General features: G+C 65.6%; 22 protein-coding genes and 1 pseudogene. 14 read left to right on the top strand and 9 right to left on the bottom strand.

Annotated features, from left to right (window positions below; all coding sequences use genetic code 11):
* Nucleotides 1-39: 39 nt before the first annotated feature.
* The 5 genes from NCR38_RS16855 to NCR38_RS16835 form a co-directional block, all read right to left on the bottom strand.
* Nucleotides 40-897 (bottom strand): IclR family transcriptional regulator, encoded by an 858-nt coding sequence (locus tag NCR38_RS16855; protein ID WP_061115884.1) that lies wholly within the window; start codon nucleotides 895-897, stop codon nucleotides 40-42.
* Between the two features lie 72 nt (nucleotides 898-969).
* Complete coding sequence (locus NCR38_RS16850) at nucleotides 970-1,794, bottom strand: sugar phosphate isomerase/epimerase (RefSeq protein ID WP_061115885.1); 825 nt, start codon at nucleotides 1,792-1,794, stop codon at nucleotides 970-972.
* Between the two features lie 12 nt (nucleotides 1,795-1,806).
* Complete coding sequence (locus NCR38_RS16845) at nucleotides 1,807-2,418, bottom strand: NIPSNAP family protein (RefSeq protein WP_061115886.1); 612 nt, start codon at nucleotides 2,416-2,418, stop codon at nucleotides 1,807-1,809.
* On the bottom strand, nucleotides 2,415-4,151 hold the full coding sequence (locus NCR38_RS16840; protein WP_061115887.1) for an FAD-dependent oxidoreductase: 1,737 nt from the start codon (nucleotides 4,149-4,151) through the stop codon (nucleotides 2,415-2,417). Before NCR38_RS16840 ends, NCR38_RS16845 begins: the two co-directional genes overlap by 4 nt.
* Nucleotides 4,148-5,947 carry an FAD-dependent oxidoreductase gene (locus NCR38_RS16835; RefSeq protein ID WP_061115888.1) on the bottom strand — a complete coding sequence of 600 codons (1,800 nt, stop codon included), beginning with the start codon at nucleotides 5,945-5,947 and terminating at the stop codon, nucleotides 4,148-4,150. The genes NCR38_RS16840 and NCR38_RS16835 overlap by 4 nt, the downstream gene beginning before the upstream one ends.
* Before the next feature lie 144 nt (nucleotides 5,948-6,091).
* Here NCR38_RS16835 and NCR38_RS16830 point away from each other — a divergent pair, with 144 nt between their 5' ends.
* The 4 genes from NCR38_RS16830 (at nucleotide 6,092) to NCR38_RS16815 (ending at nucleotide 10,572) form a co-directional block, all read left to right on the top strand.
* Nucleotides 6,092-6,991 carry an NAD(P)-dependent oxidoreductase gene (locus NCR38_RS16830; RefSeq protein ID WP_061115889.1) on the top strand — a complete coding sequence of 300 codons (900 nt, stop codon included), beginning with the start codon at nucleotides 6,092-6,094 and terminating at the stop codon, nucleotides 6,989-6,991.
* 67 nt (nucleotides 6,992-7,058) lie between these two features.
* Nucleotides 7,059-8,777: a SulP family inorganic anion transporter gene (locus tag NCR38_RS16825; protein WP_061115890.1), complete on the top strand. Its 1,719-nt coding sequence runs from the start codon at nucleotides 7,059-7,061 to the stop codon at nucleotides 8,775-8,777.
* Nucleotides 8,778-9,003: 226 nt separating this feature from the next.
* Entirely contained in the window at nucleotides 9,004-9,831 is an 828-nt protein-coding gene (locus tag NCR38_RS16820) for a shikimate dehydrogenase (RefSeq protein ID WP_061115891.1), read from the top strand.
* Between the two features lie 276 nt (nucleotides 9,832-10,107).
* Nucleotides 10,108-10,572, top strand: coding sequence for a hypothetical protein (locus NCR38_RS16815; protein WP_061115892.1), 465 nt, complete (start codon nucleotides 10,108-10,110; stop codon nucleotides 10,570-10,572).
* Here the strand turns inward: NCR38_RS16815 and NCR38_RS16810 are convergent.
* Nucleotides 10,539-10,739: a hypothetical protein gene (locus NCR38_RS16810; protein WP_250477410.1), complete on the bottom strand. Its 201-nt coding sequence runs from the start codon at nucleotides 10,737-10,739 to the stop codon at nucleotides 10,539-10,541. The two genes, NCR38_RS16815 and NCR38_RS16810, sit on opposite strands and share 34 nt — an antisense overlap.
* Before the next feature lie 31 nt (nucleotides 10,740-10,770).
* On the opposite strand from NCR38_RS16810, the gene NCR38_RS16805 reads away from it, so the two are divergent.
* From NCR38_RS16805 to NCR38_RS16785, 5 genes are all read left to right on the top strand, one after another.
* A complete protein-coding gene (locus tag NCR38_RS16805) occupies nucleotides 10,771-10,995 on the top strand; it encodes a hypothetical protein (protein WP_250477409.1) in 225 nt (74 codons plus the stop codon).
* 1,236 nt (nucleotides 10,996-12,231) lie between these two features.
* Entirely contained in the window at nucleotides 12,232-13,095 is an 864-nt protein-coding gene (locus NCR38_RS16800) for an alpha/beta fold hydrolase (protein WP_061116100.1), read from the top strand.
* Between the two features lie 75 nt (nucleotides 13,096-13,170).
* On the top strand, nucleotides 13,171-13,470 hold the full coding sequence (locus NCR38_RS16795) for a DinB family protein (RefSeq protein WP_250477408.1): 300 nt from the start codon (nucleotides 13,171-13,173) through the stop codon (nucleotides 13,468-13,470).
* Nucleotides 13,467-13,685, top strand: coding sequence for a DinB family protein (locus tag NCR38_RS16790; protein ID WP_250477407.1), 219 nt, complete (start codon nucleotides 13,467-13,469; stop codon nucleotides 13,683-13,685). The genes NCR38_RS16795 and NCR38_RS16790 overlap by 4 nt, the downstream gene beginning before the upstream one ends.
* A 141-nt stretch (nucleotides 13,686-13,826) precedes the next feature.
* Nucleotides 13,827-14,306, top strand: coding sequence for a hypothetical protein (locus tag NCR38_RS16785; protein WP_250477406.1), 480 nt, complete (start codon nucleotides 13,827-13,829; stop codon nucleotides 14,304-14,306).
* On the opposite strand, the gene NCR38_RS16780 is transcribed toward NCR38_RS16785, so the two are convergent.
* Both NCR38_RS16780 and NCR38_RS16775 read right to left on the bottom strand, forming a co-directional pair.
* Nucleotides 14,300-15,649 carry an MFS transporter gene (locus tag NCR38_RS16780; protein ID WP_061115895.1) on the bottom strand — a complete coding sequence of 450 codons (1,350 nt, stop codon included), beginning with the start codon at nucleotides 15,647-15,649 and terminating at the stop codon, nucleotides 14,300-14,302. The genes NCR38_RS16785 and NCR38_RS16780 overlap by 7 nt on opposite strands.
* Nucleotides 15,650-15,754: 105 nt before the next feature.
* Nucleotides 15,755-16,714 carry an MBL fold metallo-hydrolase gene (locus NCR38_RS16775; RefSeq protein ID WP_061115896.1) on the bottom strand — a complete coding sequence of 320 codons (960 nt, stop codon included), beginning with the start codon at nucleotides 16,712-16,714 and terminating at the stop codon, nucleotides 15,755-15,757.
* 181 nt (nucleotides 16,715-16,895) lie between these two features.
* Here NCR38_RS16775 and NCR38_RS34465 point away from each other — a divergent pair.
* Nucleotides 16,896-18,478 (top strand): annotated as a pseudogene (locus tag NCR38_RS34465) (IclR family transcriptional regulator).
* Here the strand turns inward: NCR38_RS34465 and pdxY are convergent.
* A complete protein-coding gene (pdxY, locus tag NCR38_RS16760) occupies nucleotides 18,475-19,356 on the bottom strand; it encodes a pyridoxal kinase PdxY (protein WP_061115899.1) in 882 nt (293 codons plus the stop codon). The pseudogene NCR38_RS34465 and the gene pdxY sit on opposite strands and share 4 nt — an antisense overlap.
* Before the next feature lie 443 nt (nucleotides 19,357-19,799).
* Here pdxY and glgC point away from each other — a divergent pair, with 443 nt between their 5' ends.
* The 4 genes from glgC (at nucleotide 19,800) to NCR38_RS16740 (ending at nucleotide 24,924) form a co-directional block, all read left to right on the top strand.
* Nucleotides 19,800-21,074 carry a glucose-1-phosphate adenylyltransferase gene (glgC, locus tag NCR38_RS16755; protein WP_061115900.1) on the top strand — a complete coding sequence of 425 codons (1,275 nt, stop codon included), beginning with the start codon at nucleotides 19,800-19,802 and terminating at the stop codon, nucleotides 21,072-21,074.
* 54 nt (nucleotides 21,075-21,128) lie between these two features.
* Nucleotides 21,129-22,592 carry a glycogen synthase GlgA gene (gene glgA, locus NCR38_RS16750; protein WP_250477405.1) on the top strand — a complete coding sequence of 488 codons (1,464 nt, stop codon included), beginning with the start codon at nucleotides 21,129-21,131 and terminating at the stop codon, nucleotides 22,590-22,592.
* Nucleotides 22,593-22,657: 65 nt separating this feature from the next.
* Nucleotides 22,658-23,458: an SDR family oxidoreductase gene (locus NCR38_RS16745; RefSeq protein ID WP_061115902.1), complete on the top strand. Its 801-nt coding sequence runs from the start codon at nucleotides 22,658-22,660 to the stop codon at nucleotides 23,456-23,458.
* 29 nt (nucleotides 23,459-23,487) lie between these two features.
* Nucleotides 23,488-24,924 carry a dihydrolipoyl dehydrogenase gene (locus NCR38_RS16740; protein ID WP_061115903.1) on the top strand — a complete coding sequence of 479 codons (1,437 nt, stop codon included), beginning with the start codon at nucleotides 23,488-23,490 and terminating at the stop codon, nucleotides 24,922-24,924.
* Nucleotides 24,925-24,927 lie beyond the last annotated feature (3 nt).

Genomic DNA, 24,927 nt, shown 5'->3' with positions numbered 1-24,927 from the left:
TGTGCAGGATAGTGCAGGATCGGGACGTCCGGCGCGTCTTTAAACAGCCTTCGTTTTCTTCGCTTTTCCCGCCGCCTTCGCGACCGCCCCCGCCGCTTCCTCCGTCCTCACCACCGGCCGCTTGAAATATGGCGAGCTCAACGTCGCAGCGCCCATGTCCGATGCCGCTTCGAGCAGCGCGGGCGCAAGTTCCTTCAGACGCGCGTCGGGCAACCGGCTGGTCGGGCCGGCGAGACTCACGACGCCCACGACAACACCCGTCACCGGATGATGGATCGGCGCGGCCATCGACGTCATGCCGGCCTCGTAGGTCTCGCTCGCGATCCCATAGCCGCGTTTGCGCGCCGCCTGCAATTCAGCGAGAAATTGCTGGATCGTCTTCGGCGCCTTCGGACCGCCCGAGCCCGGCTTGCCCAGGCCGCCCTGCTTCGACACGAGCTCGAGCGCTTCCTCGTCCGTGAGCGACGACAGCCACGCCTGTCCGCTCGCCGTGCAATGCAAGGGCGGCTGGCTGCCCATGTCGGGGTCGTAGCGCAGGCCGGATTTCGCGCCCTGCGCCTTGCCGACGAACGTGATGTGATCGTCTTCGACCACGCCCAGCCGTGCCAGCTCGCCCGATTGCGCCGCGAGCCGGTCGAGCACCGGTTGCGACACATCGAGCACGCCGCCCGTCGAGAGATAGATGAGCGCAAGCGATACGAGCTTCAGCGCGAGCATGTACTCGCCGTGATCCTCGTCCTGCCGGACATAGCCTTCGTCGATCAGCATCGCGAGCAGCCGGTGCGTGCCGCTGCGCGGAATGTTGAGCGTATCGGCGATGGCGGCGAGCTGCATCCGCCCGCCGTTTTTCGCCAGCAGCTCGATGATGGACAACGCCCGCTCCAGATTTCCTGCCATCTTTCAGTCTCTCGAAGTTCCGATGCGGCATGAGTAGAACACGATTCCACGTCGGAATTCAACCGGCGCGGGTCAATGTTCGGCGTAGGCCGCCTCCAGCACCGCGAGCGTCGCCTCGCGCAGGCGCCTCGCGCGAGTGAGCGCGTTTGCGGTCTTCGCCCATTCGTTCATCGGCACTTCGATCGACAGCGGCAAGCCATCCGGCAATGCGCGCAGGATGCCCGCGAGATCGATTCCGCCCTCGCCCGGAATCATGCGCTCGGCACGCGCCTGATATAGCAGCGTGTCGAGGTCGGCCGGACGCTCGGCGGGGGCATCGCAGAACTGCACGTAGCCGAACCATTCGCGCGGCAGTTCGCGCAGCGCGTGCGTCGACGATCCCGCGCGGTCGAAATGAATCGGATCGACGATCAGGCCCGTGTTCGCGCGCCCGGCCGCCTTCACGATGCGCGCACCTTGCACGATGTCCTTCGCGTCGGTCCACGGCATCGGTTCGAGCGACGGCGACAAGCCGTACGGCTTCGCGAGATCGCAGAGCGACGCGAGCCGCTCGGCGGTGCGCGCCTCGTCGGGATCGTTGCCCGCGACGAGCACGTAGCGCGCTCCCAGTGTCGCCGCGGTTTCGAGCATCGGCTCGTAATCGGCGACGTTGGTGTCGGGCTTGAGGCGCAGGATTTCAGCATCGAGCACGCCGATTCCGGTGTCCTTCAAAGCCGCGAGCGTTTCGCGCCTCAAGGGCGTCGCGCCGACGATCTCGTGGCGCACCTCGGTATCGGTCGCGGGCACGAGCCGCAGGCCGACGAAATCGTAGCCCGCACGCGCCGCGCACTCGACCATCTGCGGCGGCGTCAATTCGAGGACCGTCAGCGCGGACAGGGACAGCTTGCGTCGTGACATCGATGTCTCCGGTTAGCGCAACGGCGAGAACGGCGCGGGCATGTAGATGGTCGACTCCATCGTCGTCAGATGGGCCGGCCCGCCCTTCGGCGGCCAGATGCCGTCCTTCACGGCTTCGGCGCGAATGCGCGAACGCTCGTCGACACTCTTGTACGGCCAGATGTTGAGAAAGCGCGGCACGGCGCCGTCGAGCGCGTACATCGCGCCGATGAGCGGCGAGCGCGTGGTGCGCTCCGGCACGGCGCTCTTCCAGGCATCGATCGTATGTTGCAGGCTCGCGAGCTTCGTGCCGTACACGCGCATCTCGTAGATGCCGCCGTGCACGGCCGGCTCGATCGGCGGCAGAAACGGAAAGAGCGCGTAGCTGTTCACCTCGACATCGGTGATGAATTCGCCGCAGCCGAACGGATTGCCTTCGAGCAGCAGGCGCTGTCGCGACCCGATCAACGCCGCTTCCGACTCGAAGCCGCGCAGGACCATGACCTTGCCCAGCGCCCCGATGTCCGAATACCAGCAGCCGAGCAGCGTCGAGCCGGGCGCGTTGCCGCTGTTTTTGATGTTCTCGAAGACCTGCGCGTTCGCGCCGATCTTAACCGTCAACGTGACTGTGTCGTACAGAGTCATTGCAGCGTCCTTGCCTGTTTGAAGTTGGTGAGATTCGGGATGTCTTCGTGTGCCGGTTCGGCGAGTTCGAGGCCCGCAAGATAGCCGAAGGTCATCGCCGGCCCGAGCGTGATGCCGCCGGCGGGATAGTGCCCGCCCATCATGCTCGCGGCGTCGTTGCCGACGGCGTAGAGGCCGCGAATCGGCGCGTGCTTTTCGTCGAGGACGCGCGAGCGCGCATCCGTCGACAGCCCCGCGAAAGTGCCGAGGCTCCCCGGCACGATCTTCACCGCGTGGAACGGGCCCTCGACGATCGGCGCGAGACACGGATTCGGCGTGTGCGATGCATCGCCCTGCACGCGGTTATATGGCGTCGAGCCTTTGTGGAACTGCGGATCGAAGCCGTCTTTCGCGTAGCCGTTGTACGTGGCGACGGTATCGGCGAGACCGCGCGCATCGATGCCGCATTGCCGCGCCAGCGCATCGAGCGTCGGCGCGGACCTCAGATAGCCCGAGCGTTCGTACGGGCCGAGCGGAAACGGAAAAGGCTTCGCGAATCCGAGGCCGTATCTGCGCTGAAACCGGTGATCGCAGACGAGCCACGCGCACGCTTCCTCGCCCGGCGGCGTCGTGCCGAAGAGCGCGCAGACGAAGTCGTAGTACGACGACGCCTCGTTGGTGAAGCGCCTGCCCGCGCGCGTCACCGCGATCACGCCCGGCTTCGCGCGCTCGATCAGATGCGCAAACGCGGCCGTCTCGCCCTTACTCTTGCGCACGAGCGACACGGGCGCCCACGCGGCGGGCGCTTCGAGCGACGCATCGAAATGGGCGCCGGCCGCTTCGCCGATACGAATGCCATCGCCGGTATTGCTCTTCGGCGCCGCAGACCAGTGCGGCGTGTACGGAAAAGTTTCTGCCTGACGCTTCGCGTCGTGCGGATAACCGCCGCAAGCAAGCACGACGCCGCGCCGCGCGCGCACTTCGTGCATCACGCCTTCGATCTCGACGCGCGCACCCGTCACGCGATGCTCCTCACGCATGAGCGACACCGCGCGCGCGCCGGTGCGCAGATCGACACCGCGATCCGCCGCCGACTTCAACAAACGCGCGACGAGCGCATTGCCGTTCACGAGATGCATCGAACGCCGGTAACGCAGCATGTGCCACGCGAATCCAGCGAAGCGCTTCGTCACGTGCCATGCCGACTTCGCGCTGCGCGTCGCGTTCAGGAAGTGCGCGAGATCCTGGCCCGATGCGATCGCCATGCCCTTGATCGTCATTTCCGCGAGCGGCGGACGCAGCTTGTCGATGAGCGGACCGAGCTCGCGGCCGTCGAACGGCATCGCGCAGACCGAGCGCCCGCCCGTGGCCGCGCCTCGCGTCGTATGAAAGTCGGGAATGCGGTTGCCGTCGATGAAGCGCATCGACGTATTGCGTTCGAAGAATTCGACCATGCGCGGCCCGTGCTCGATGAGCGCGTCGGCCTTCGCGGCGTCGAAATGCGCGCCCAGCTCGCTCTTCAGATACGTGCGCGGCACGCTGTCATCTTCGACGATGCCCGCGCGCGTCGCGAGCGGATTGCGCGGAATCCACATCCAGCCGCCCGACCACGCGGTCGTGCCGCCGAACACGTCTTCCTTCTCGCAGACGAGCACGGACAGACCCTGCGTCGCCGCGGTGACGGCCGTCGACAAGCCGCCCGCGCCGGAACCCAGCACGAGGACGTCGCATTCGAGAATCGGTTCGAGCTTCATTTGGCGTGGACGGACGATTGGAGTTCGACGGGCAGCGTAAGCGCTTCGTCGCGGGCGTTCGTCAACGCGGCGCTGGCCGGCTGCTGCGCGCGCACGGTCGCATGCCGTGCCGCCAGAAAGCCGAACGTGAGCCCCGGACCGAGCGTGATGCCGGGGCCGGGATAGACGCCGCCCATCACCGATTGCATGTCGTTGCCGCACGCGTAGAGGCCGCCGATCGGTCGATCGTCGCGATCGAGCACGCGCGCGTGCGTGTCGGTGACGAGGCCGGTCGCCGCGCCGATATCGCCGGGATAGAGCCGCACCGCATAGAACGGCGCCTCGCTGATCGGGCCGAGGCACTTGTTCGGGCCGGTCCAGTTGGCGTCGCCATTGGCGTTCTGGTAATCGGTCGTGCCGCGCTGAAAATCGGCATCCACGCCGCTCTGCGCATAGCGATTGATGCGCGCGACGCTATCGGCGAGGCCAGCGCGGTCGATGTCGAGCTTCATTGCCAGTTCGTCGAGCGTCCTGCCTTCGACGAGATAGCCATCGGCGAGAAACGGCGCGAGCCCCTTGCCGCCCGGACGCACCATGCCGAGCCCGTACTTGCGCAGTCCTTCCGTGTCCGTCACGAGATACGCGGGCACCGAAGGCGTGGTCTCGTTCGCTTTTTGCATCGCCATGCCGAACAGGTGATACGACGTGTTCTCGTTCAGGAAGCGCCTGCCCGTTTTGTCGACGGTGATCATGCCCGGCTTGCCGCGATCCATCATGAAGTGCGGGAACACGGCGGTCGTGCCGTCGGCGCGCTTGCGCACGGAAACCGGCGCCCAGAAGGCGTGCGACAGCGCGCCCTTGCCGAAGCGCGCGCCCGCGGCGAGCGCGAGATCCTGCGCGCTGCCGGTGTGGCCGGGCGCGCCGGGGCACCACGCCGGATCGGCGCCCGGCAGCATCTCGCCGCGACGCGCCGGATGCCGGTTGAAGCCGCCGCTCGCGAGAATCACGCCGCCTTTCACATTGACGCGACGCCGGTCGTTGACGCGGCTCAGCGTTACGGCTTCGATGCCGTTCGGCCCGCTGTGCAACGCATCGACCTTCGTGCTCGTCAGCACCGTGACGCCACGCTCGAGCAACGAATACAACAATCTTCCGATCAGCGCGTTGCCCATCACGAGCCGCGTGCCGCGCGGCGCGCTCAGGCGATCGCGCGCGTGACGCGCGAGCAGCTTCGCCGCATGTCGGAACGACGCGAACGACTTCGTCATGTTGAGCAGATGCCCGACGTCGTCGCGGTCGACCATCATGCCGCCGAGCACGGTGAATTCGGGAATCGGCGGACGGATCAGCGAAAACGCGCGGCCGAGCTTGCGGCCGTCGAAGGGCAGCGGTTCGAGCGCCCGCCCGCGCAGCGTCGAGCCTTCGAGCTCGGACAAATAATCGGGATGGAACGGGCGCGCGCGATATTTCACAGCGGAGTTCGCTTCGATATGCGCGACCGCTTTCGGGCCGGCATCGAGAAACGCACGGCGCATCGCGACGCTGCTGCGCCCGCCGACCGCGCGATCCAGAAAGCCTTCGGCGTTCACGGATGTATCGTCACGATTGACGCTCGCGGCATGCATCGACGCGGGAATCCACGTCGTTCCGGCCGAGAAGGCCGTCGTACCGCCGACGTATTCCGTACTCTCCACAAGGAGCACGCGCGCACCGTCGATGGCCGCGACGAGGGCCGCCGACATGCCCGCGCCGCCTGCGCCGATTACGACGACATCGAATGTTTCGTCATGTCCCAGATTGTCCAGTGTCTCCACCATTCGTCCGCTCCCTCGCGCCAGGAATCGCCGTCCTTCCGACGATTCGAAACGCATGTTTTCAGTAGAACTCGCTTTGATATTGGAATACTATTCCAGAAAATGCATTGAAGCCAAGCTCTTTTTTTGAGGCGAACGGAGGACGGTATGCGAGTGCTGGTGACAGGCGCAAGCGGCTTTCTGGCGGCGTGGGTGACGCGGCGGCTGCTCGCCCGCGATATGGACGTGCGCGTGGACGTGCGCGCCTTCGACGTGCGCGAGGACGCGCGGCTCCTGCGCGCGCTCGCGCCCGAACGCGCCGATGAAGTGCAATGGCGGGTCGGCGATATCGGGAACGCGCGCGATGTCGCGACGGCGCTCGAGGGCTGCGACGCCGTCGTCCATCTCGCAGGCGTGCTCACGCCTGCCTGCGCCGGCGATCCGGTGCGCGGCGCGCGCATCAATCTGATCGGTACGCTCAACGTGTTCGACGCGGCTATCGCGTGCGGCGTGCGCTCGGTGCTGTATGCGAGCAGCGCGGGTGTCTTCGGCCCCGACGACGGCGCGACGCCCTTTCCCATGACACATTACGGCGCGTTCAAGCTCGCATGCGAAGGCTCGGCGCGCGCGTACTGGCACGATCATGGCATTGCGAGCATCGGCTTTCGGCCGCTCGTCGTGTACGGCGCGGGGCGCGAGACGGGATCGAGCGCCGGTCCGAGCCTCGCCTGCCGCGCGGCCGCGCGCGGCGAGCCGTACACGATTCCCTTCACCGGCGCGACGGGCCTCGTCTACGCCGATGACGTCGCCGCCGCCTACGAGCGCGCGCTCACGCATCCGTTCGACGGGGCGCACGCGTTCACGCTGGCGGGCGACATCACGCCGATGCAGAGCGTGATCGCGACGCTGAAGCAGATCGCGCCGGACGCGCGCATCGACGCGGCGGGCGCGCCCTTGCCGATCGCGACATCCTTTCCCGACGATCCCGTGCTCGATCGAATGCTTCCAGGCCTTGCAAAAACGCCGCTCATCGACGGATTGCGTCAAACCGTGGCGTTCTACCGGTAGGCAAAGCGGCTCTTGGCACCGCATCGTCCTTGGGGCACGATTCGCTTCTTCACGACAGGTGCCACGCATGCAAGACACGACCCGACCACCCGCGACGACTGCGAAGCTGCTCAAAGGCATCCTGCCGATCAACCGCGCCGCCGCGTTACGCGACGCGCTCGCCGGCATCTCGCTCGCGTCGATGGACATCCCGCAGGTGCTCGGCTATGCGCGCATCGCCGGCATGCCCGCGGTGACGGGCCTCTACACTGCGTTCCTGCCGCTCCTCGCGTTCGCGCTCTTCGGCGCGTCGCGGCATCTCGTGGTCGCCGCCGACTCCGCGACGGCAACGATCTTCGCGAGCCGGCTTTCGTCGATGGCCGCGATGGGCAGCCCGGAATACGTCGCGCTCGCGGGCATGGTCGCACTGCAGACCGCCGCGCTCTTGCTGCTCGCGCGCCTGTTCAAGCTCGGCTTTCTCGCCGATTTTTTGTCGCGCACCGTGCTGACGGGCTTTCTCGCGGGCGTGGGGGTGCAGGTTTCGATCGCCATGCTCGGCGACCTCTTCGGCATGACGGTGCCGTATCCGTCCTCGCGCAGCCTGGCGCAACTCGTCTACGTGATCGGGCATGTCACGCACGCGCATGGGCCGACGCTCGTGCTCGCGCTCGTCGTGATCGTCGCGATTCTGGGCTGCAAACGCTTCGCGCCGCGCCTGCCGATGCCGCTCGTCGCGGTGATCGGCAGCATCGCCGCGAGCAAGGCTTTCGACTTCGCCGCGCGCGGGATTTCGGTGCTCGGTCCCATCGAAGGCGGTTTGCCCGCGATCCGCATGCCCGATGTCACCTGGCAGCAATCTCTCGATCTCGTGCCCGTCGCGGCGTCATGCTTCGTGATGATCATCGCGCAGAGCGCGGCCGCGGCGCGCGTGTTCGCGCAGCAGTATCACGAGGACGTCGACACCAACAGCGACATCCTCGGCCTTGCCGCGGCGAACGCGGCGGCGGCGTTGAGCGGGACGTTCGTCGTGAACGGCAGTCCGACGCAGACGGCAATGGCCGACCGCGCAGGCACCCGGAGTCAGCTCGGACAACTCGTCTTCGCGGCGGTCGTCGCTGTCGTTCTGCTATTTCTGAGCGGCTATCTGCGCTATCTGCCGCACAGCGTGCTGGCGGGCATCGTGTTCACGATTGCGATCGGCCTCATCAACGTGCAGAGCCTGAAGGACATCCGCGCCGAAAGCCCCGGTGAATTCGCGCTCGCGCTCGTCACGGCCGGCGCGGTGGTGCTGGCGGGCGTCGAGCACGGCATCCTGCTAGCGGTCGCGCTCTCGCTCATGCGGCACGTGCGCCACAGCTATCATCCGCACACGATGGTGCTCACGCCCGTCGCGCCCGGAAAACCCTGGCAGTTCATGCCGACGAAGCCCGGCGCGATGACTGCGCCGCATCTGATCGTCTACCGCTTCGGCGCGGATCTGTTTTACGCGAACGATCATTTCTTCGCGTCGGAAGTGACGAAGCTCGTCGATACGGCATCCGACGGATTGCGTCATCTCGTCGTCGACGCCGGCGCGATCACCGATCTCGACTATTCAGCGGCCCGCACGATCGGCGAGCTGATCGAAACGCTGCGCGCACGCGGCGTCGCGGTGATCTTCGGGCGCGTGAACCGCTTCCTGCGCAACGACATGGACCGGCACGGTCTGACGCGGGTGCTCGGCGCATCGAACGTGTTCGACACGCTGCACGAGGCGCTCGCGGCGGCTGGCGTAAATTCGGGCGGGCATGAGCCGAACGTGCTATGAGACGCGGCTGAACGAGCGGCGTCGTCGCGTATCTGGCTAGCGCTCACGTACCGCTTCTGCTGCTGCGAAGCGCTTTTTCGCAATGCTCCGCCCTGTCCAGTCCGGTGGTGGCGCTGTTCTTCGACCGTTAGTTGCCTTGAGAACTCGATGAACTTGTTGAATGCTATTCCATTTTCAATTAGGATTCAGGAACAGACTGATCAACGATTCAGGAGGCAATCGAAGCATGGCGCAGGACACTTCTTTTTCCGCATCGCTCGATGCGGGCTTGAGCGGCGCGACGCGCGTCTATTTCATCGTCGGCGATCCCATCGCGCAGGTGCGCTCGCCTTCCGGCGTGACAGCGGCGCTGCGCGCGGCAGAGCGCGACGCGATCGTGATTCCGGCACATGTCGCGCCGGACGATCTCGACGCGTTCTTCGCGGGCATCGCGCGCTTGCAGAACTGCGACGGCGTCATCATCACCGTGCCGCACAAGTTCAGCGCGACGGCATATTGCAAGTCGCTGACCGACGAAGGCGCATTTCTCGGCGCGGTCAACATGCTCAAGCGCGACGCCGACGGCACCTGGCACGGCGGCGCATCGGACGGCATCGGCATGGTCGCCGCGTTGAGAGACGCGGGTTGCGAGCCGAAGGAAAAGCGCGCGCTGCTGATCGGCGCGGGCGGTGCGGGCTCGGCGATCGGCCATGCGCTCGTGGATGCAGGCGTGGCGTCGCTCGCGATCCGCGATTTCGATGCCGGGCGCACCGGCGCCCTCGCCTCGCGTCTCGCCGCACTGGGCCGGGGCGCAGTGAGCGTCGCCGACGATGCGCCCGCCGAAAGCTACGACCTCATCGTGAACGCGTCGCCGGCGGGCATGCGTCCCGGCGATCCGCTGCCGATCGACGTCTCGCGCCTGCCTCCGACGGCCTTCGTCGGCGACGTGGTGACGAAGCCGCCGCTCACGCCTTTCATCGAAGCCGCCCGCGCGCGCGGCTGCACGACCGTCACCGGCACGCAAATGTTCGGCCGCGTATGCGACGCGATCGTCGCGTATCTGTTGAAGGACTGAACACGCAAGGCAATTCGCCGCGCGATGAATCAGAGGAGTCTGGTTCAATCGCGGCGGGCATTCGTTCAACATTCCGGCCGCGCATTCGCGTCCCTCGCGACGCGCACCGGCCTGCTGGCCCCGAAGCGAACCGCCGATGAGCGCCGCCCTCTGCCGGGCGGCGTTTTTTTGCGCGACGTTTCGACCACGCCGGCGTGAGTGTGCGTTTCCCCGTGAGACTCGCGCGCTCGCTTCGAGGGCCCATCAAACGCGTGCAGGCGCACGCAAGAGGCTGGAATGAAACTGGATCGAAAAGGAATTCAACGCGTGGCGCGTACGTGCTTCGCGGCCGTCGCATTCGCCACGCTCGCGGCGTGCGCGACCGGACCGGGCGCATCGGCGCCGCTGCCGGCGGACAGCACGCTCGCGACGGGACGCATCGTCGGCAAGCAATATCTGACGACCGTGTCGACGGACGCGGGGGCGTCTTCCGGGCCAACGCTCGGCGTGGGCGCCGGCGGCATCGGCGGGAATGGCTGGAATGGCGTGGGCGGCGGCGCGGGACTGAGCTTCGATCTGACGAGCCTGTTCCAGAAGACTCCCGAACAGACCGCGAAGGTCTACCGCTACAGCGTGCAGATGAAGGACGGATCGAAGCGCGATGTCGACAGCACGCTCGATATCGGCAACGGCGCGTGCGTGACGACGATCGATTCCAGCCAGCCCGGCTATCCGAGGCTGACGAGCGCGGACGCCTGCTGATCTTCCGGCGCGGCTCGTCCGATGAGCCGCGCCGACAGCGCCGCCGCGACGCGCTCGACCACGGGTGCCCAGTCGCCCGGCACGCGCTGGCGAATGAGCCGCACCGGGCCGTACCATGGCTGCGTCTCCTGATTGCCCCAACACCAATGCGATACCCGGTCGATCATCGCCCAGTGCGCTGACGAACGCGGCCGAATCGTGAAAATGCTCTTGATAGTCGGGAAGCGCAAGGATGTGCGCGCCGGCCGAGCGCATCGCCGCGATATCGCCTTCGCGGCCCGGAGCAACCGGATAGAACGCGACATCCGGCAAGCGCCACAGTGGCGCGAGGGCATCCACGGGAATGCTGCGCTGGACATCGCGCCGATGCGTCGGACTGCCTGCCGACACGAGGCCGACACGCAGCGCATTCGTGCCGTCTGACGCGAGCATCCGACGCCACATGTCGATGCGTTCCGGTGCCGCGTCGAGATAGGCGCGGCCATCGACCTGATCCGGCAACAAGCCGATGCCGAGCGGCATGCTCATCAAGCCCACGGTGTAATCGATCCGCTCGAAATCGTGCGCTTCGAGGGCGACGCAATCCGGCGCGAACCGCCGGATGAGCGGATGCAGCGCCGAGCGCACCGCCAATAGCGCTTCACCGCCGTTTCTCCGCACGCCTTCCGCGAACCGCGGAAAATAGCGCACGAACTGGATGTCATCGCCGAGGCCGAGTTCGCTATAGACCACGACACGCTTGCCGTCGAGCGGCTGTCCGCGCCAGCGCGGCGCAATGCGCTCCATGCGCGCGACGACACCGTTCTCGCCGTGTTCGGACAGGCGGCGTTCGAAGCGCACCCATCCAGCGCGCCAGTCGCCGTGCCTGCGTTCGAGGTCGGCGAGATCGACAGCGAGCCAGTTCGCTTGCGGCGTCTGCGAAAGCGCCAGGCGATACATGCTTCGGCCTCTTCGTAACGCGCCTGTTCATTGAGATACATCGCAATTTTGCGCCGGTCACGCGGCCATCGCCGGGATGATGCAGCGCCGCCTCGCGCATGACGGCTTCCGCCGACACGGCGTCATGACGTATCCAGAGGCAATGGCTCAGTTGCCAGCGAAGTTCGAAGTCTTGCGCAAACCGCTGCAAGGCTCCGACACAGAAGCGCTCCAGTGCGGATCAATCGCCCGAGCGACGAATATCGAGCGCGATGGATAACGCGCGCTTCGCATCGGGTGGGACGGCATCTGCGTGCGAATCATGCAGCCATGCGGATGAATCGAAGTACATGAACGGGTGCAGCAATAAATGTTTGAAAGATGCCTGCCGAGTTTATATGAACCGCACCGCTTGAGATCTCGCATATACACAAGCAAAATCCGAAAAATGCAATGGTTCGATGGATTCATTCGCATATCGAACGATTCGGCGTTATCCATCGTGAAACGCAGTAATTCGCGCCGGCGATTGTGCCCGACGCCCGGCTTTGCCATACTGAGTCCAGTCGCCCTGTCTCCTCAAGCGTCCGCTCTCGATCATCGAGCCCACAAGCGGACGCGCTCTCGCCGCCTCTCGAGGCGGCGTTTTTTTGCACGCGGCCTATTACCTTGGACGTAATTGCCCGGCTCATTGCCTCCTGCGACGATGCAATCACACTGATCATCGACAAGGAGATGAAGATGCCCGCAAAACATCGAGTCCACGGCGAAACCGCCCGCCCCGGCTACATCGCGACCGAGAGCGGTGTCGAGCTCTTCTATCGCGACTGGCGGCCCGAAGGCGCGCCCGGCAACGGCGGGACCATCGTGTTCGTCCCCAGCTATTCGCTGCCGGGCGACATGTGGGCGTATCAGATGCTGCCGCTCGTGCGCCAGGGCTTTCGCTGCATCGCCTACGACAGGCGCGGCCACGGTCGTTCGAGCGATCCGGGTGGCGGCTACGACTACGACACGCTCGCGGACGATCTCGCCGCCGTCATCGACGCGCTCGATCTTTCGCGCGTCACGCTCGTCGGGTATTCGATGGGCGGCGCGGAAGCGGTGCGCTATCTGACGCGTCACGGCAGCGCGCGCGTCGCGCGGCTTGCGTTGATCGCATCGACCTTGCCGATGCTGATGAAGACGCCGGACAACCCGGATGGCATCGATTGCGCCTGCGTCGACGCCTTTCGGCAGGACCTGGCGAGCGACTATCCGCGGTGGCTCGCCGACAACGCGCGGCCGTTCGCCGGGCCGGGCGCGTCGCAGGCGATGATCGACTGGATCCGCGAGATGGCGTTGCGCACGTCGCATCACGCGCTTTTCGCGTGCAACGAAACGGTGAGTCGCGGCGATTTCCGCAACGAGCTGCGCGACATCGACGTGCCGACGCTCATCGTGCAGGGCGACCGCGATGTGTCGAATCCGCTCGAACTGACTTCGCAACGCACGGCGCGCCTGATTCCGAACGCGCGGCTCGTCGTCTACGAAGGCGCGCCGCATGGCATTTTTCTGAGCGATGCGGCGCGGCTGACGGCGGATATCGCAGCGTTTGCGTCGGCGTAGTGAACCGCTGTCTGTGGTAGTGACTTAATATCGTGCGAAAACACGAACGTCACTGCGACGACGGAGGTCCTCGCCATGCAAGACCCGCTCAAAGCACATTTCGACATGTTCGCGCGCTACAACGCGTGGGCCAATGCCCGCGTCTACGACGCGGCGCGCGCCCTGTCGGACGCCGACTATCGCGCAGACCGTGGCGCGTTTTTCAAGTCCGTGCATGGCACGCTCAATCACCTGCTCGTGACGGACCGCGTGTGGATGCATCGCTTCACGGGCGAAGGCGCGGCGCCGGAACGCTGGATGCGATTCTCTTCGATACCTTCCCGGCGCTCGAAGCGGCGCGCCGCGAAGAAGACGCGCGCATCGTCGAATACGTGACCGGTCTCACGCCGCAAACGCTGGCCGGCACTATCAGCTATAAACGCGTATCGACGCCCGAGCTGATGACGCAGCCGCTCATGCCCGCGCTCGCGCACTGGTTCAATCATCAGACGCACCATCGCGGACAGGCGCACGCGCTCTTGACCGCGTTGACCGGCAAGGCGCCGGAACTCGACCTGCTTTTCTATCAGCGTTTGTCGGATAAGCGCTGAGTCCTGACGCGTTTGAAAACACTCATATCAATAGACTCTGGAAGAATCCCGGCTCACCGTAGCACTGCGAATTGACATCCCGGCGCGCGACATGAAAGTATCGCCGCGCAGTCCTCGTCACCTCCATCGGAGTCCATCGCGATGATCTTCCATGCATCCATTCCCGCCAACGATCCGAAGCACGTCGCGCATGTGCTTGCCGAACTGTGGGACGGCTTCGCCGCGCCCTTCTCGCCTTTTCCCGATGCCTGGATGGCGGTCGCGGGCGACGATCGCGGCAGCATCATCGAGATCTATCCGAGCGACAAGGTGATCACGCCGGGCGGCGGCCATGAGGAAAGCGTCAGCTACGGCGCCGATACGTTGAAGCGCCCGCAGTACAGCGCGTTCCACATGGCGATCGCGACGAAGCTGAGCGCCGAGGACGTCATCGCGATCGGCGACCGTGAAGGCTGGCGCGCGGTGCGCTGCACGCGCGGCGACAACTTTTTCCACGTGATCGAGTTCTGGATCGAAAACTCGACGATGCTCGAATTTCTCACGCCCGAAATGCAGGCCGAATATCTCGCTTTCGCCACGCCCGAAAACTTCAAGGCGATGGCCGCCGCCGTGCCTCAGTGATCGCTTTCTTTCGCGGAAGGATCGCGGCGCAGCCCCACCATCAGGGCGGCGCCGCTTGCGAAGAGCAATAGCGAAAGGAGCTGCACGGCGAGATCCATGCTGCCTGTCGCGGTGCGGATCTGGCCGATCACCCACGGACTCACGATGCCGCTCGTGATGCCGATACTGCTGATGACCGCGATGCCTGCCGCCGCGCTCCTGCCCGGCAGATGGCTCGCGGGCACGGCCCAGAAGATCGGCAACGCCGCGAAGATCAATGTCGCGGCTAGCGAGAGAATCGCGAGCATCAGCAAAAAGCTCGGGAAATGCAGCGTGAGCGCCGCGAGTGCGATGCCGCCGCCGATCGTGCAGCACGCAAAGTGCTTGCGTCGTTCCGCAACGCGATCCGAATGGCGCGCAATCAAAATCAGCCCCACTGCGCCGATCGCGTTCGGCACGACGGTGTAGAGGCTCACGGACATGACATCGGTGATGCCGAAATCGCGGATCATCAGCGGCATCCAGAAACTCAGCGTCAGCGATGCGCAGGTCAGCGAAAAGTAGATGAACGCAAAGAGATAGAGGCGCGGGTTGCGCAGCGCGTCGAGCAGACCGCGGCGGTCGTGCGCATCGGTGCGGGCGTTCGTTTCCGGGCACAGCGCGGCCAGGCGCTCCCGTTCGGCGGACGTGAGCCAGCGCGCATCGCGCGGAGTGTCCACCAGCAGCCGCAACGCGATGAGGCCGAGCAGCACCGCCGGCGCGCCTTCGATCGCAAACATCCATTGCCAGCCGTGCAGGCCCATGACGCCTGCCATGTCGCGCATGATCCAGCCGGATACCAGTCCGCCGAACACGCCCGCCACCGCGACGCCCGCGAAGAACACCGACATCACGCCGGCGCGCCGTTTCGCCGGAAACCAGTACGTCAGATAGAGCACGATGCCCGGAAAGAAGCCCGCCTCGAACACGCCGAGGAGAAAGCGCAGCAGATAGAAATGCCCGGGCGTCGAAACGAACATCATGCCGACCGACGCCGCGCCCCACAGCAGCATGATCCGCGTGAACGTGCGGCGCGCGCCGAACCTCGCGAGCAGCAGATTGCTCGGCACCTCGAAGAGCACATAGCCGACATAGAACACGGCGGCCCCGAGGCCGTACATCGCATCTGAGAATCCGAGATCTTGCTTCATCTGCAACTGCGCGAAGCCGATATTGATGCGGTCCAGAAACGACACGACGTAGCACAGGAACAGGAACGGAATGATGCGCCACGCAATTTTGCGAAAGAGCGCATCGTCCGACAGGGCGTGCGTTTCCGCGGCGGCGCTCGGGCTGAGCGCCGCCGTGCTGATCGACTTCGACATGTCTCGCTCCAGATGGGCGTGGGAAGGCCGGCGTCTTTGGCGCGCCTTTTTGCCTGAAGAGAAGAAAGCGCGGCGCGTGTCAGTGCGCGCCGCGAGAGATGAACGTCAGTCCTGGAGAGCGGCCCACATGTCCTTGTCGCGCTGGGCCGTCCAGATGCGCGGATGCTTGATGCCGCTCGCCTCGTCATAGGCGCGCGACACGTCGAACGGCAGGCAGTGCTCGTAGATGAAGACGTGGCCGAACTTCGGGTCCATCGCCTTGCGGGTATGCGCCATCGAGCCCTTCAGATCGAGCTTTTCGACAACGGCTTCCCGGCCCGCCTGCAGCAGCGTCGTCACGAAATCCTTCGTGTAGTCGAGGCCCTTGTCGACCTCTGCCGGCGACAAGAGCGCGGGACCGCGGCCCGGCACGAGTTTCTCCGCCTTCAGCGCGCGCAGCGCTTCGAGCGTCGCGGGCCATTCCTCGAGTTGCGCGTCGCCGCAATAGCAGGCGGCGTCGTACTCGACGAGGTCGCCCGAAAACAGCACCTTCTGCGACGGCAGCCAGACGACCGTGTCGCCCTTCGTGTGGCCCGAGCCGAGATGCGCGATCTTCACTTCGAGCTTGCCGAGGAACAAGGTGATTTCGGTGTCGAAGACGAGCGTCGGCCACGTGAGGCCGGGCACCGTCTCGACACCGGCAAACAGACGCGGGAAGCGCTCAATTTCCGATTTCATGTCCTGCTCGCCGCGCTCGACGATCATTTCATACGTGCCGCGGCTCGCGATGACCTGTTGCGCGCCTTCCGCGAAATACGCCGACGCGCCGAGCACGCGCACCGCGTGGTAATGCGACAGCACGACGTATTTGATCGGCTTGTCGGTGACGCCGCGGATCTTCGCGATGAGGTCCTGCGCCATCGCGGGCGTGGCGGTCGTATCGACGATCAGGACGCCGTCGTCACCGATAATCACGCCCGAGTTCGGATCGCCCTCGGCCGTGTAGGCGTACGCGTTCTCGGAAAGCTGTGTGAAGGTGATCTTCTTCTCTTCCAGATCGGCTTGCGATGCGAATGCTTTTGCCATGGTCGTGTCTCGATTCCATTCTCGTGGGGATGGGTGGATGATCGGCGTGACGATTATTTTTGTCAACAGCAAGTATGCTTGCTATTTGCAAATTCCGGGTAAATACCGAATCGCTTCATCCGAGGATTCCTGCTCGGCTAACATCTGCCATTCGTTCACTTCTATCGATCGCGGAGTCCTCTTGGCTCGTTCCACCCATGCCACGCCTGACGCCGAATCCGGCGAAGAGAAAAAGCAGCGCGGCATCCAGAGCGTCGAAGTCGGCGCGCGTCTGCTCGAAGCGCTCGCCGCCCGGCGCGAGCCGCTCGCATTGAGCGCAATGGCCGATGCCGCCGGACTGTCGAGCGCGCAGGCGCATACGTATCTCGTGAGCCTCACGCGGCTCGGCCTCGTCAAGCGCGACGCGCTGACCGGCAATTACGAGCCTGGCCCGCTTTCGCTGCGACTCGGTCTATTGAATCTAGAACATCAGCCGGCGTATCGTGCGGCCGCGTCACGCGTTCCGGCGCTCGCGCTCGCGACCGGCATGAGCGTCGCGGTCAGCGTCGCGGGGCCGCAAGGGCCGACCATCGTCCGTTACGAGCGCGGCGGCTATCCGCTGCACGTCAACTTGCATGTCGGCACGGTCATGTCGCTTTCGGCGACGTCGACGGGACGCGTATTCCGCGCGTTCGACGATGACGCCCGCGTCGACGCGATGCTCGCGCATCAGGCGCAAACCGATGCGCCGCAGATGAACGAGCGCATCCGCGAGATTCGGGCACGCGGCATCGAACGTAGCGTCGATGCGCCGAGTCCGGGCGTCAGCAGCATGAGTGTGCCGGTGTTCGACGGCGCGCACCGGTTGCAACTCGCGCTGACGGCGATCGGCCCGACCGGCCTGTGCGACGTCGGCTGGGACGGCCCGCTCGCGCAAGCGCTGAAGGACGCGGCACGCGATATCACCGGATTGCTTTCATGACCATGCTCGAAGAAGACACCAGGCCGCAGCGCGGCATCAACGCGCTCGACGCCACCGGCGATCTGTTGCGCGCACTGGTCGCGGCGGGCCGGCCGCTCTCGCTGCGCGATCTGGCCGCGGCGGCCGGCATGCCGCCCGCGAAGGCGTTCGCGCATCTGGTGAGTCTCGTCAAGGTTGGCCTGCTCGCACGCGACGACGCGGGGCTCTTCCACGCGGGCCAATTGAGCCGCGAGCTCGGGCTCATCGCGCTGCAACGCCTTTCGCCGATTCGCGATGCGGAAAGCGAGATCGTCAGGCTCGCCGCGAACACGTCGATGACGGTCGCCGCCGCCGCGCTCGGACCGCTCGGCCCGACCGTGATCCGGCTGGAGGAATCGGCGCGTCCGCAGCATGTGAGCTTGCGCGTCGGCACGGCGATGTCGCTCGTCAACACGGCGATCGGCCGCGTCTGCGCCGCGCATCTGCCGGCGGACATGCTCGTGTCCCTGATGGAGCAGGACCAGATCCGCCTCGCGGGTGCGGCGCCGGATGCGATTCTGGATACCGCATATCGCGCACGGCTCGACGACATCAGGGCGCGCGGCCTCGACACGGCGCTCGGCGCGCCGGTGCCCGGCATCCACACGCTGGCTGCTCCGGTGTTCGATCACACCGGCAGTGTGTGTCTCGTCATTGCGTTGATCGGCTCGTCGGGCGGCTTCGATAGCGCCGCTGACGGCCCGCTGGCACGCGCCCTTCTCGCTGCGACGCGGCGCCTGTCCTGGCGTTTCGGCCTGATGGAGGCCAACGGCGAGGCAAGCTAGCGGCCCCTGATGGTCTCCGTGCCCACCACGCGGATGGCGGGGAAACGGTCGGTCGGCTTCGCGATCTCGTCCTGCGAAGCGACGATTTCCAGCTCGTAACGCCCCGCATCGTAAGTCGACTTGACGACGGCATTCACCGCCGCGAGCGTGTGCTCCAGCGCGGTGCGCAGCGAATCGCCCAGAAGCGTGCGCGCGACGAACACCGCACTCGTGAGATCGCCGACGCCCACCGGCTGCCGCGCGAACGGATAGAGCGGGCGCTGCGCGAACCACGCTTCGCCCGGCGCGACGGCAAGCATGTTGAAGGTGTCGGCGCGGCTGTTGCGATCGAGCAGATGCTTCACCAGCACGATGCGCGGGCCGCGGCCGATCACTTCGCGGCACGCATCGACGGCTTCTTCCACCGTCTCGATGCTGCGCCCGACGAGCTTTTCCAGCTCGATGTGATTGGGCATGATCGCGTCGGCGATTTCGGGCATCGTCGTGACGAGGAAATCCTCGATGCCGGGAGCCACCGTGCAGCCGCCCGTCTGCCCCATGACGGGATCGCAGAAATAGAGCGCGCGCGGATTCACCGCCTTCACCATCTTCACGATTTCGACGACCGCGCGAGCCTGCTCCGGCGCACCGAGATAGCCGGACAGCACCGCGTTGCAGCGCGCGAGCACGCCGATCGCGCCGATGCCCTCGATCAAGTTCTGCAACTCGTCGGCGTCGAATGCGCTACCGGTCCAGCGGCCGTACTGCGTGTGATTGGAGAACTGCACGGTGTTGAGCGGCCAGACATTGACGCCCAGACGCCGCATTGGAAAAACCGCCGCGCTGTTGCCCGCGTGGCCGAACACCACGTGCGACTGAATGCTCAGGACGTTGTTCATCTTCTGATTTCCCGATTGATCGTGTCCGGTCAGGTCAAACGTTTGTCGCGCCGGCGCTCGTGCAGCGCAGCGCAACGGTAGCTAGAGATGGAACACCCGGGGACGCCGGCTCGGGCGTGCGCGGGCATCGCAACCTTCATATTGTGCCGTGCCTCGACGCACTGCGGCATGGCGGTCTCGATATAAATTGTCCCGACACGTTTTATCAAGCCATCCGGTCGACTCGGATGCCCATCAGGTCGCGTGGACGCAACGCTCCACTCGGCACGCCGCTTGCTCGATCCACCGGCCGCATCTGCGATTCATATTCGAGAAAAAAACGGCGACTTCAGCACACGGACTCGAATGCGCGCCGGATAATGCTTCACGATACAAACAGCGAAAGCATACGAGGACGAACACACGGCAACATCAATAGTCGCAGGTCAAATCAGGAGGCTGGCATGGAGACGCTGTCTAAGAATCGCACCGATTTGCAGAAGTCGACCCTCGCAATCGTTCTCGCCGGCGGGCGTGGCACCCGCCTCGGACCGCTCACCGACAAACGCGTGAAACCCGCCGTCCACTTCGGCGGCAAATACCGCATCATCGACTTCGCGCTGTCCAACTGTCTCAACTCCGGCATCCGCCGCATCGCCGTGGTCACGCAATACAAGGCCCATTCGCTCATCCGGCATCTCCAGCGCGGCTGGGGTTTCCTGCGCGGCGAGTTCAACGAGTTCATCGATATCTGGCCGGCGCAGCAACGCGTCGATTCGAGCTGGTATCGCGGCACCGCAGACGCCGTCTATCAGAATCTCGACATCGTCCGTTCGATCGGGCCGGAATTCGTGATCGTGCTGGCGGGCGACCACATCTACAAGATGGACTACACGCGCATGGTGCTCGACCATGTGGAGAGCGGCGCCGACTGCACGGTCGGCTGCATCGAGGTGCCGCGCATGGACGCCGTCGCGTTCGGCGTGATGCACGTCGACGAGAACCGCCGCGTCACGGCTTTCCTCGAAAAACCCGCCGATCCGCCCGCGATGCCCGGCAAGCCGGATATCGCGCTTGCGAGCATGGGCATCTACGTGTTCAGCGCGAAATATCTCTACGACATGCTGCAGGAGAACATCGAGACATCGAATACGGATCACGACTTCGGCAAGGACATCATTCCGCGGGTCGTGACGACGGGCAAGGCGATCGCGCATCCGTTCGGCATGTCGTGCGTGACGTCGAGCAGCGATCCGGAAGCGCCCGCCTACTGGCGCGATGTCGGCACCGTCGACGCGTACTGGTCCGCGAACCTCGACCTCGCGTCGACGATTCCGGAACTCGATTTGTATGACCGCAAGTGGCCGATCTGGACGAATCAGGAACAGCTGCCGCCCGGCAAGTTCGTGCGCGACCTCAACGGCCAGCAAGGCGCGATCACCAATCTCCTCGTGTGCGGCGGCTGTGTGATCTCCGGCTCGCAAGTGTCGAAGTCGGTGTTTTCGTCGGCGGTGCGGGTGCACTCGTTCTGTAACATCAATGAGGCAGTGTTGTTGCCTCAGGTGACCGTCGGGCCGAGTTGCAGGTTGCAGCGCGTCGTGATCGATCGCGGCTGCACGGTGCCGGAGGGTCTCGTGGTCGGCGAGGACCCGGACGACGACGCCGCGCGCTTTTTCCGGACGGAATCGGGCGTCACGCTCATCACGCGCGATGCGCTGGCGCGGCTCGCGCAAGGTTAGACGCCGGCGCGCCGGATCAACACGACAACACGAATCCATCCGACAGGAGCGCCGATGACCGTATGCGTGCTGCATGCCGCAGCAGAAATGTTTCCGCTGTTGAAAACCGGCGGCCTCGCCGACGTCGTCGGCGGGCTGCCGCCCGCGCAGTCGCAACTGGGCACGCATGCGCGGGTCGTGCTGCCGGGCTTTCCCGCCGTGCTCGCAGGCCTCGACGATCTTCAGCCCGTCGCCGATCTGGGCGCCGCGTTCGGCGCGGGCAACGTGCGGCTCGAGCGCGGCGTGCTTCAGCCGCATGGCGTGGTGGTCTACGTCGTGCGCGCGGATCAGTTCTACGACCGCCCGGGCAATCCGTATCTCGATGCCGCGCATCGCTCCTATGCCGACAACGACCGCCGCTTCGCGCTGCTCGGCTGGACGGCGGCGCGCATCGCGACGGGCGCCGATCCGGCGTGGAAGCCGCATATCGTCCACGCGCACGACTGGCACGCGGGGCTCGCCCCCGCGTATCTGCGCGCATTCGAGCGCGGCGGCGCGGCCAGGGTCGCGAGCGTGATGACCGTGCACAACCTCGCGTATCAGGGCACCTTCCCGGCGTCCGGGTTCGGGGCGCTGCAATTGCCCGGCGACTTTTATGCGGTGGACGGCGTGGAGTTCTACGGCCACGTCTCGTTCCTGAAGGCGGGTCTTTATTACGCCGACCGCATCACGACGGTCAGCCCGACCTATGCGCGCGAAATTCAGACGCAGGCGCACGGCGCCGGGCTGCACGGCTTGCTGCAGACCCGCACGCACGACATCGCCGGCATCCTGAACGGCGTCGATTATTCGATCTGGAGCCCGTCGGTCGATGAGTCCATCGCGTCGAAGTACACCGCGTCGAAGCCTTCGGCCAAATCGAAGTGCAAGGCAGCGCTGCAGGAGCGCATGGGACTCGCGCGCGACGACGACGCCCTGCTCTTCGGCGTCGTCAGCCGGCTGACCGAGCAGAAAGGGCTGGATCTGCTGCTTTCGGCCGTGCCGGACATCGTGCAGCGCGGCGGTCAGCTCGCCGTGCTCGGCACCGGCGATCCGGCGCTCGAAACCGGCATGAAGAACGCGGCGGCGGCGCATCCCGGCGCGGTCGCGATCGAGCTCGGTTTCGACGAGACGCTGTCGCATTCGATCATCGCCGGCAGCGACGTGGTGATGGTGCCGTCGCGCTTCGAGCCGTGCGGCCTCACGCAGCTCTACGCGCTCGCGTACGGCTCACTGCCGCTCGTGCACCGCGTGGGCGGGCTCGCCGATACGGTCGTCGACAGTTCGCTCGAAAATCTCGCCGACGACCTCGCGACCGGCTTCGTGTTCGATACCTTCGATCGCGCGGGCATCGTCGGCGCGATCCGGCGCGCGTTCGCATTGAAGGCGCGCCGCACGGACTGGAAGGCCGTCGTCAAGCGCGCGATGGGCCAGAACTTCAGCTGGGAGGCGGCGGCCCTCGCCTATGCGGAGGTGTATCAGGGATTGGTGAACGGCTGAAGCGTCGCAGTCCTTGGGCGCACGTCTTGCTCCTCACGAAGGACCGTCCATCACTGAAAATGCACATGCACAAACCCCTCGCAGGCCAGATTGCGCTCGTGACCGGCGCGAGCTCGGGCATCGGCGCGGGCGTCGCCACGGCGCTCGCCGATGCGGGCGCGCACGTCGCCATCAACTATCACTCCCACGCGGAACCCGCTGAAGAACTCGCCGCCGCAATCACGGCAAAAGGCGGCGAAGCGTTCGCCGTCGGCGCGGACGTGTCCGACGAATCCCAGATCGACGCGATGTTCGAGGCCGTCGTGAAGCGCTTCGGCACCGTCGATATCGTCGTGGCGAATTCCGGGCTGCAGAAGGACGCGAAGTTCTCCGTGCTCACGCTCGCCGACTGGAACACGGTGATTCAGACGAATCTCACCGGCCAGTTCCTCACCGCGCAGCGCGCCGTGCGCACGTTCGAGCGGCGCGGCATGCGCGACGTATCGAAGGCGCTCGGCAAGATCATCTGCATGAGTTCCGTTCACGAGGTCATTCCGTGGGCGGGACATGTGAACTACGCTGCGTCCAAAGGCGGCATCCAGATGATGATGAAAACGATCGCGCAGGAAGTCGCGCCGCAACGCATCCGCGTGAACGGCATCGCGCCGGGCGCAATACGCACGCCGATCAACCAGGACGCGTGGGATACACCCGAGAAACTCGACAAGCTCCTGACGCTGATTCCGTACGGACGCGTCGGCGACGTGGAGGATATCGGCCGCGCGGCGGTCTGGCTCGCGTCCGACGACAGCGATTATGTCGTCGGCACGACGCTTTTCGTCGACGGCGGCATGACGCTTTATCCGGGATTCGCGGATAACGGCTGATATCGCATCGACGCAAAAACGGGAGCGGAATGAAGGACATCAAGGTGGACGTCGCCGTGATCGGCGCGGGCACGGCGGGCATGGCCGCGTTGCGCGCGGCGCGGCTCGCGGGCGTGAACGCGGTGCTGATCGAAAGCGGCGAGCTGGGCACGACCTGCGCGCGCGTCGGCTGCATGCCGTCGAAGCTGCTGCTCGCGGCGGCCAATGGTTTGCACGATGCCCATTCGCTGGCCGCCCGCGGCATCGAAGGCACGCACGCGCTCGAACCGGACTACGCGCACGTGCTCGACTACGTGCGGCGCGAGCGCGATGACTTCGTCAAGAGCGTGCTCGAGGAAGTCGACGCGCTGCCCGACGGCATCCTGCTGCGCGGCGGGGCCCGCTTCGAAGCGCCGACACGGCTCGTCGTCGGCGACCGCGTACGCGTCGAAGCAAAAAGCATCGTCATCGCGACGGGCGCGGCGCCGAGCGTGCCCGACGAGTTGAAGGTGTTCGGAGACAGGCTCATCACGAGCGACGATCTCTTCGAGCTGCGTACGCTGCCGAAACGCATCGCGGTGTTCGGCGCGGGACCGATCGCGCTGGAACTGGGACAGGCGCTCGCCCGCCTCGATGTCGACATCTTCATGTTCGGCAAGGGCGGCGGCGTCGCGGCGCTCACCGACAAGCCCGTGCGCGATGCGCTCGCCGCCGCGCTCGCCGACGAGTTCTATTTCGATCCCGACGCGAAGCTCGACAAGATGTCGCTCGAAGACGGCGTGCCGACGCTGCGCTTCACGTCGCCCGACGGAGAGGAACATGTCGAGCGCGTCGATCTGGTGCTCGCCGCGACGGGCCGTAAGCCGAATCTCAAGCCGCTCGCGCTCGAAAACGCGGGCATCGAACTGAATGACAAAGGCGTGCCGCTATTCGACGAAACCACGATGCGATGCGGCACGAGCTCCATCTTCATCGCGGGAGATTGCGACGGCGTGCGCCCCTGGCTCCACGACGCCGCCGACGAAGGCAAGCTCGCCGGAGACAACGCCGCGCGCTATCCCGACGTGCAGGCGATCAAGCGCAAGGTGCCCTTCTCGATCGTGTTCAGCGAGCCGCAGGTCGCGATCGTCGGGGCATCTTATGAGGCGCTCGACAGGCAGATGACGGTGACGGGCGAGGCATCGTTCGAGAGCCAGGGCAGAAGCCGCGTGATGCGGCAGAATCGCGGCCTTCTTCACGTCTACGCCGATGCGAAGACCGGCAAGCTGCGCGGCGCGCAAGGCTGTGGACCGGCGATGGAGCATCTGGGGCATCTTCTCGCCTGGGCACTGCAACTGGAACTGACGCTGGATGAGGCACTCACGCTGCCGTTCTATCACCCGGTGGTAGAAGAAGGCCTGCGCAGCGCGCTGAAAGATGCCAACCGAAAATGCCATGAAGAGCGTTCGGAGACGCCGCCCGCGCTACCGGGCGCGGCGGGTTGCTGATCA

This window comes from Caballeronia sp. INML1 (assembly GCF_023631085.1).
Classification (GTDB): Bacteria; Pseudomonadota; Gammaproteobacteria; order Burkholderiales; family Burkholderiaceae; genus Caballeronia; species Caballeronia turbans.
The sequence above is the reverse complement of the archived record's forward strand: the minus strand, read 5'-3'. Positions and strand labels throughout refer to the sequence as shown.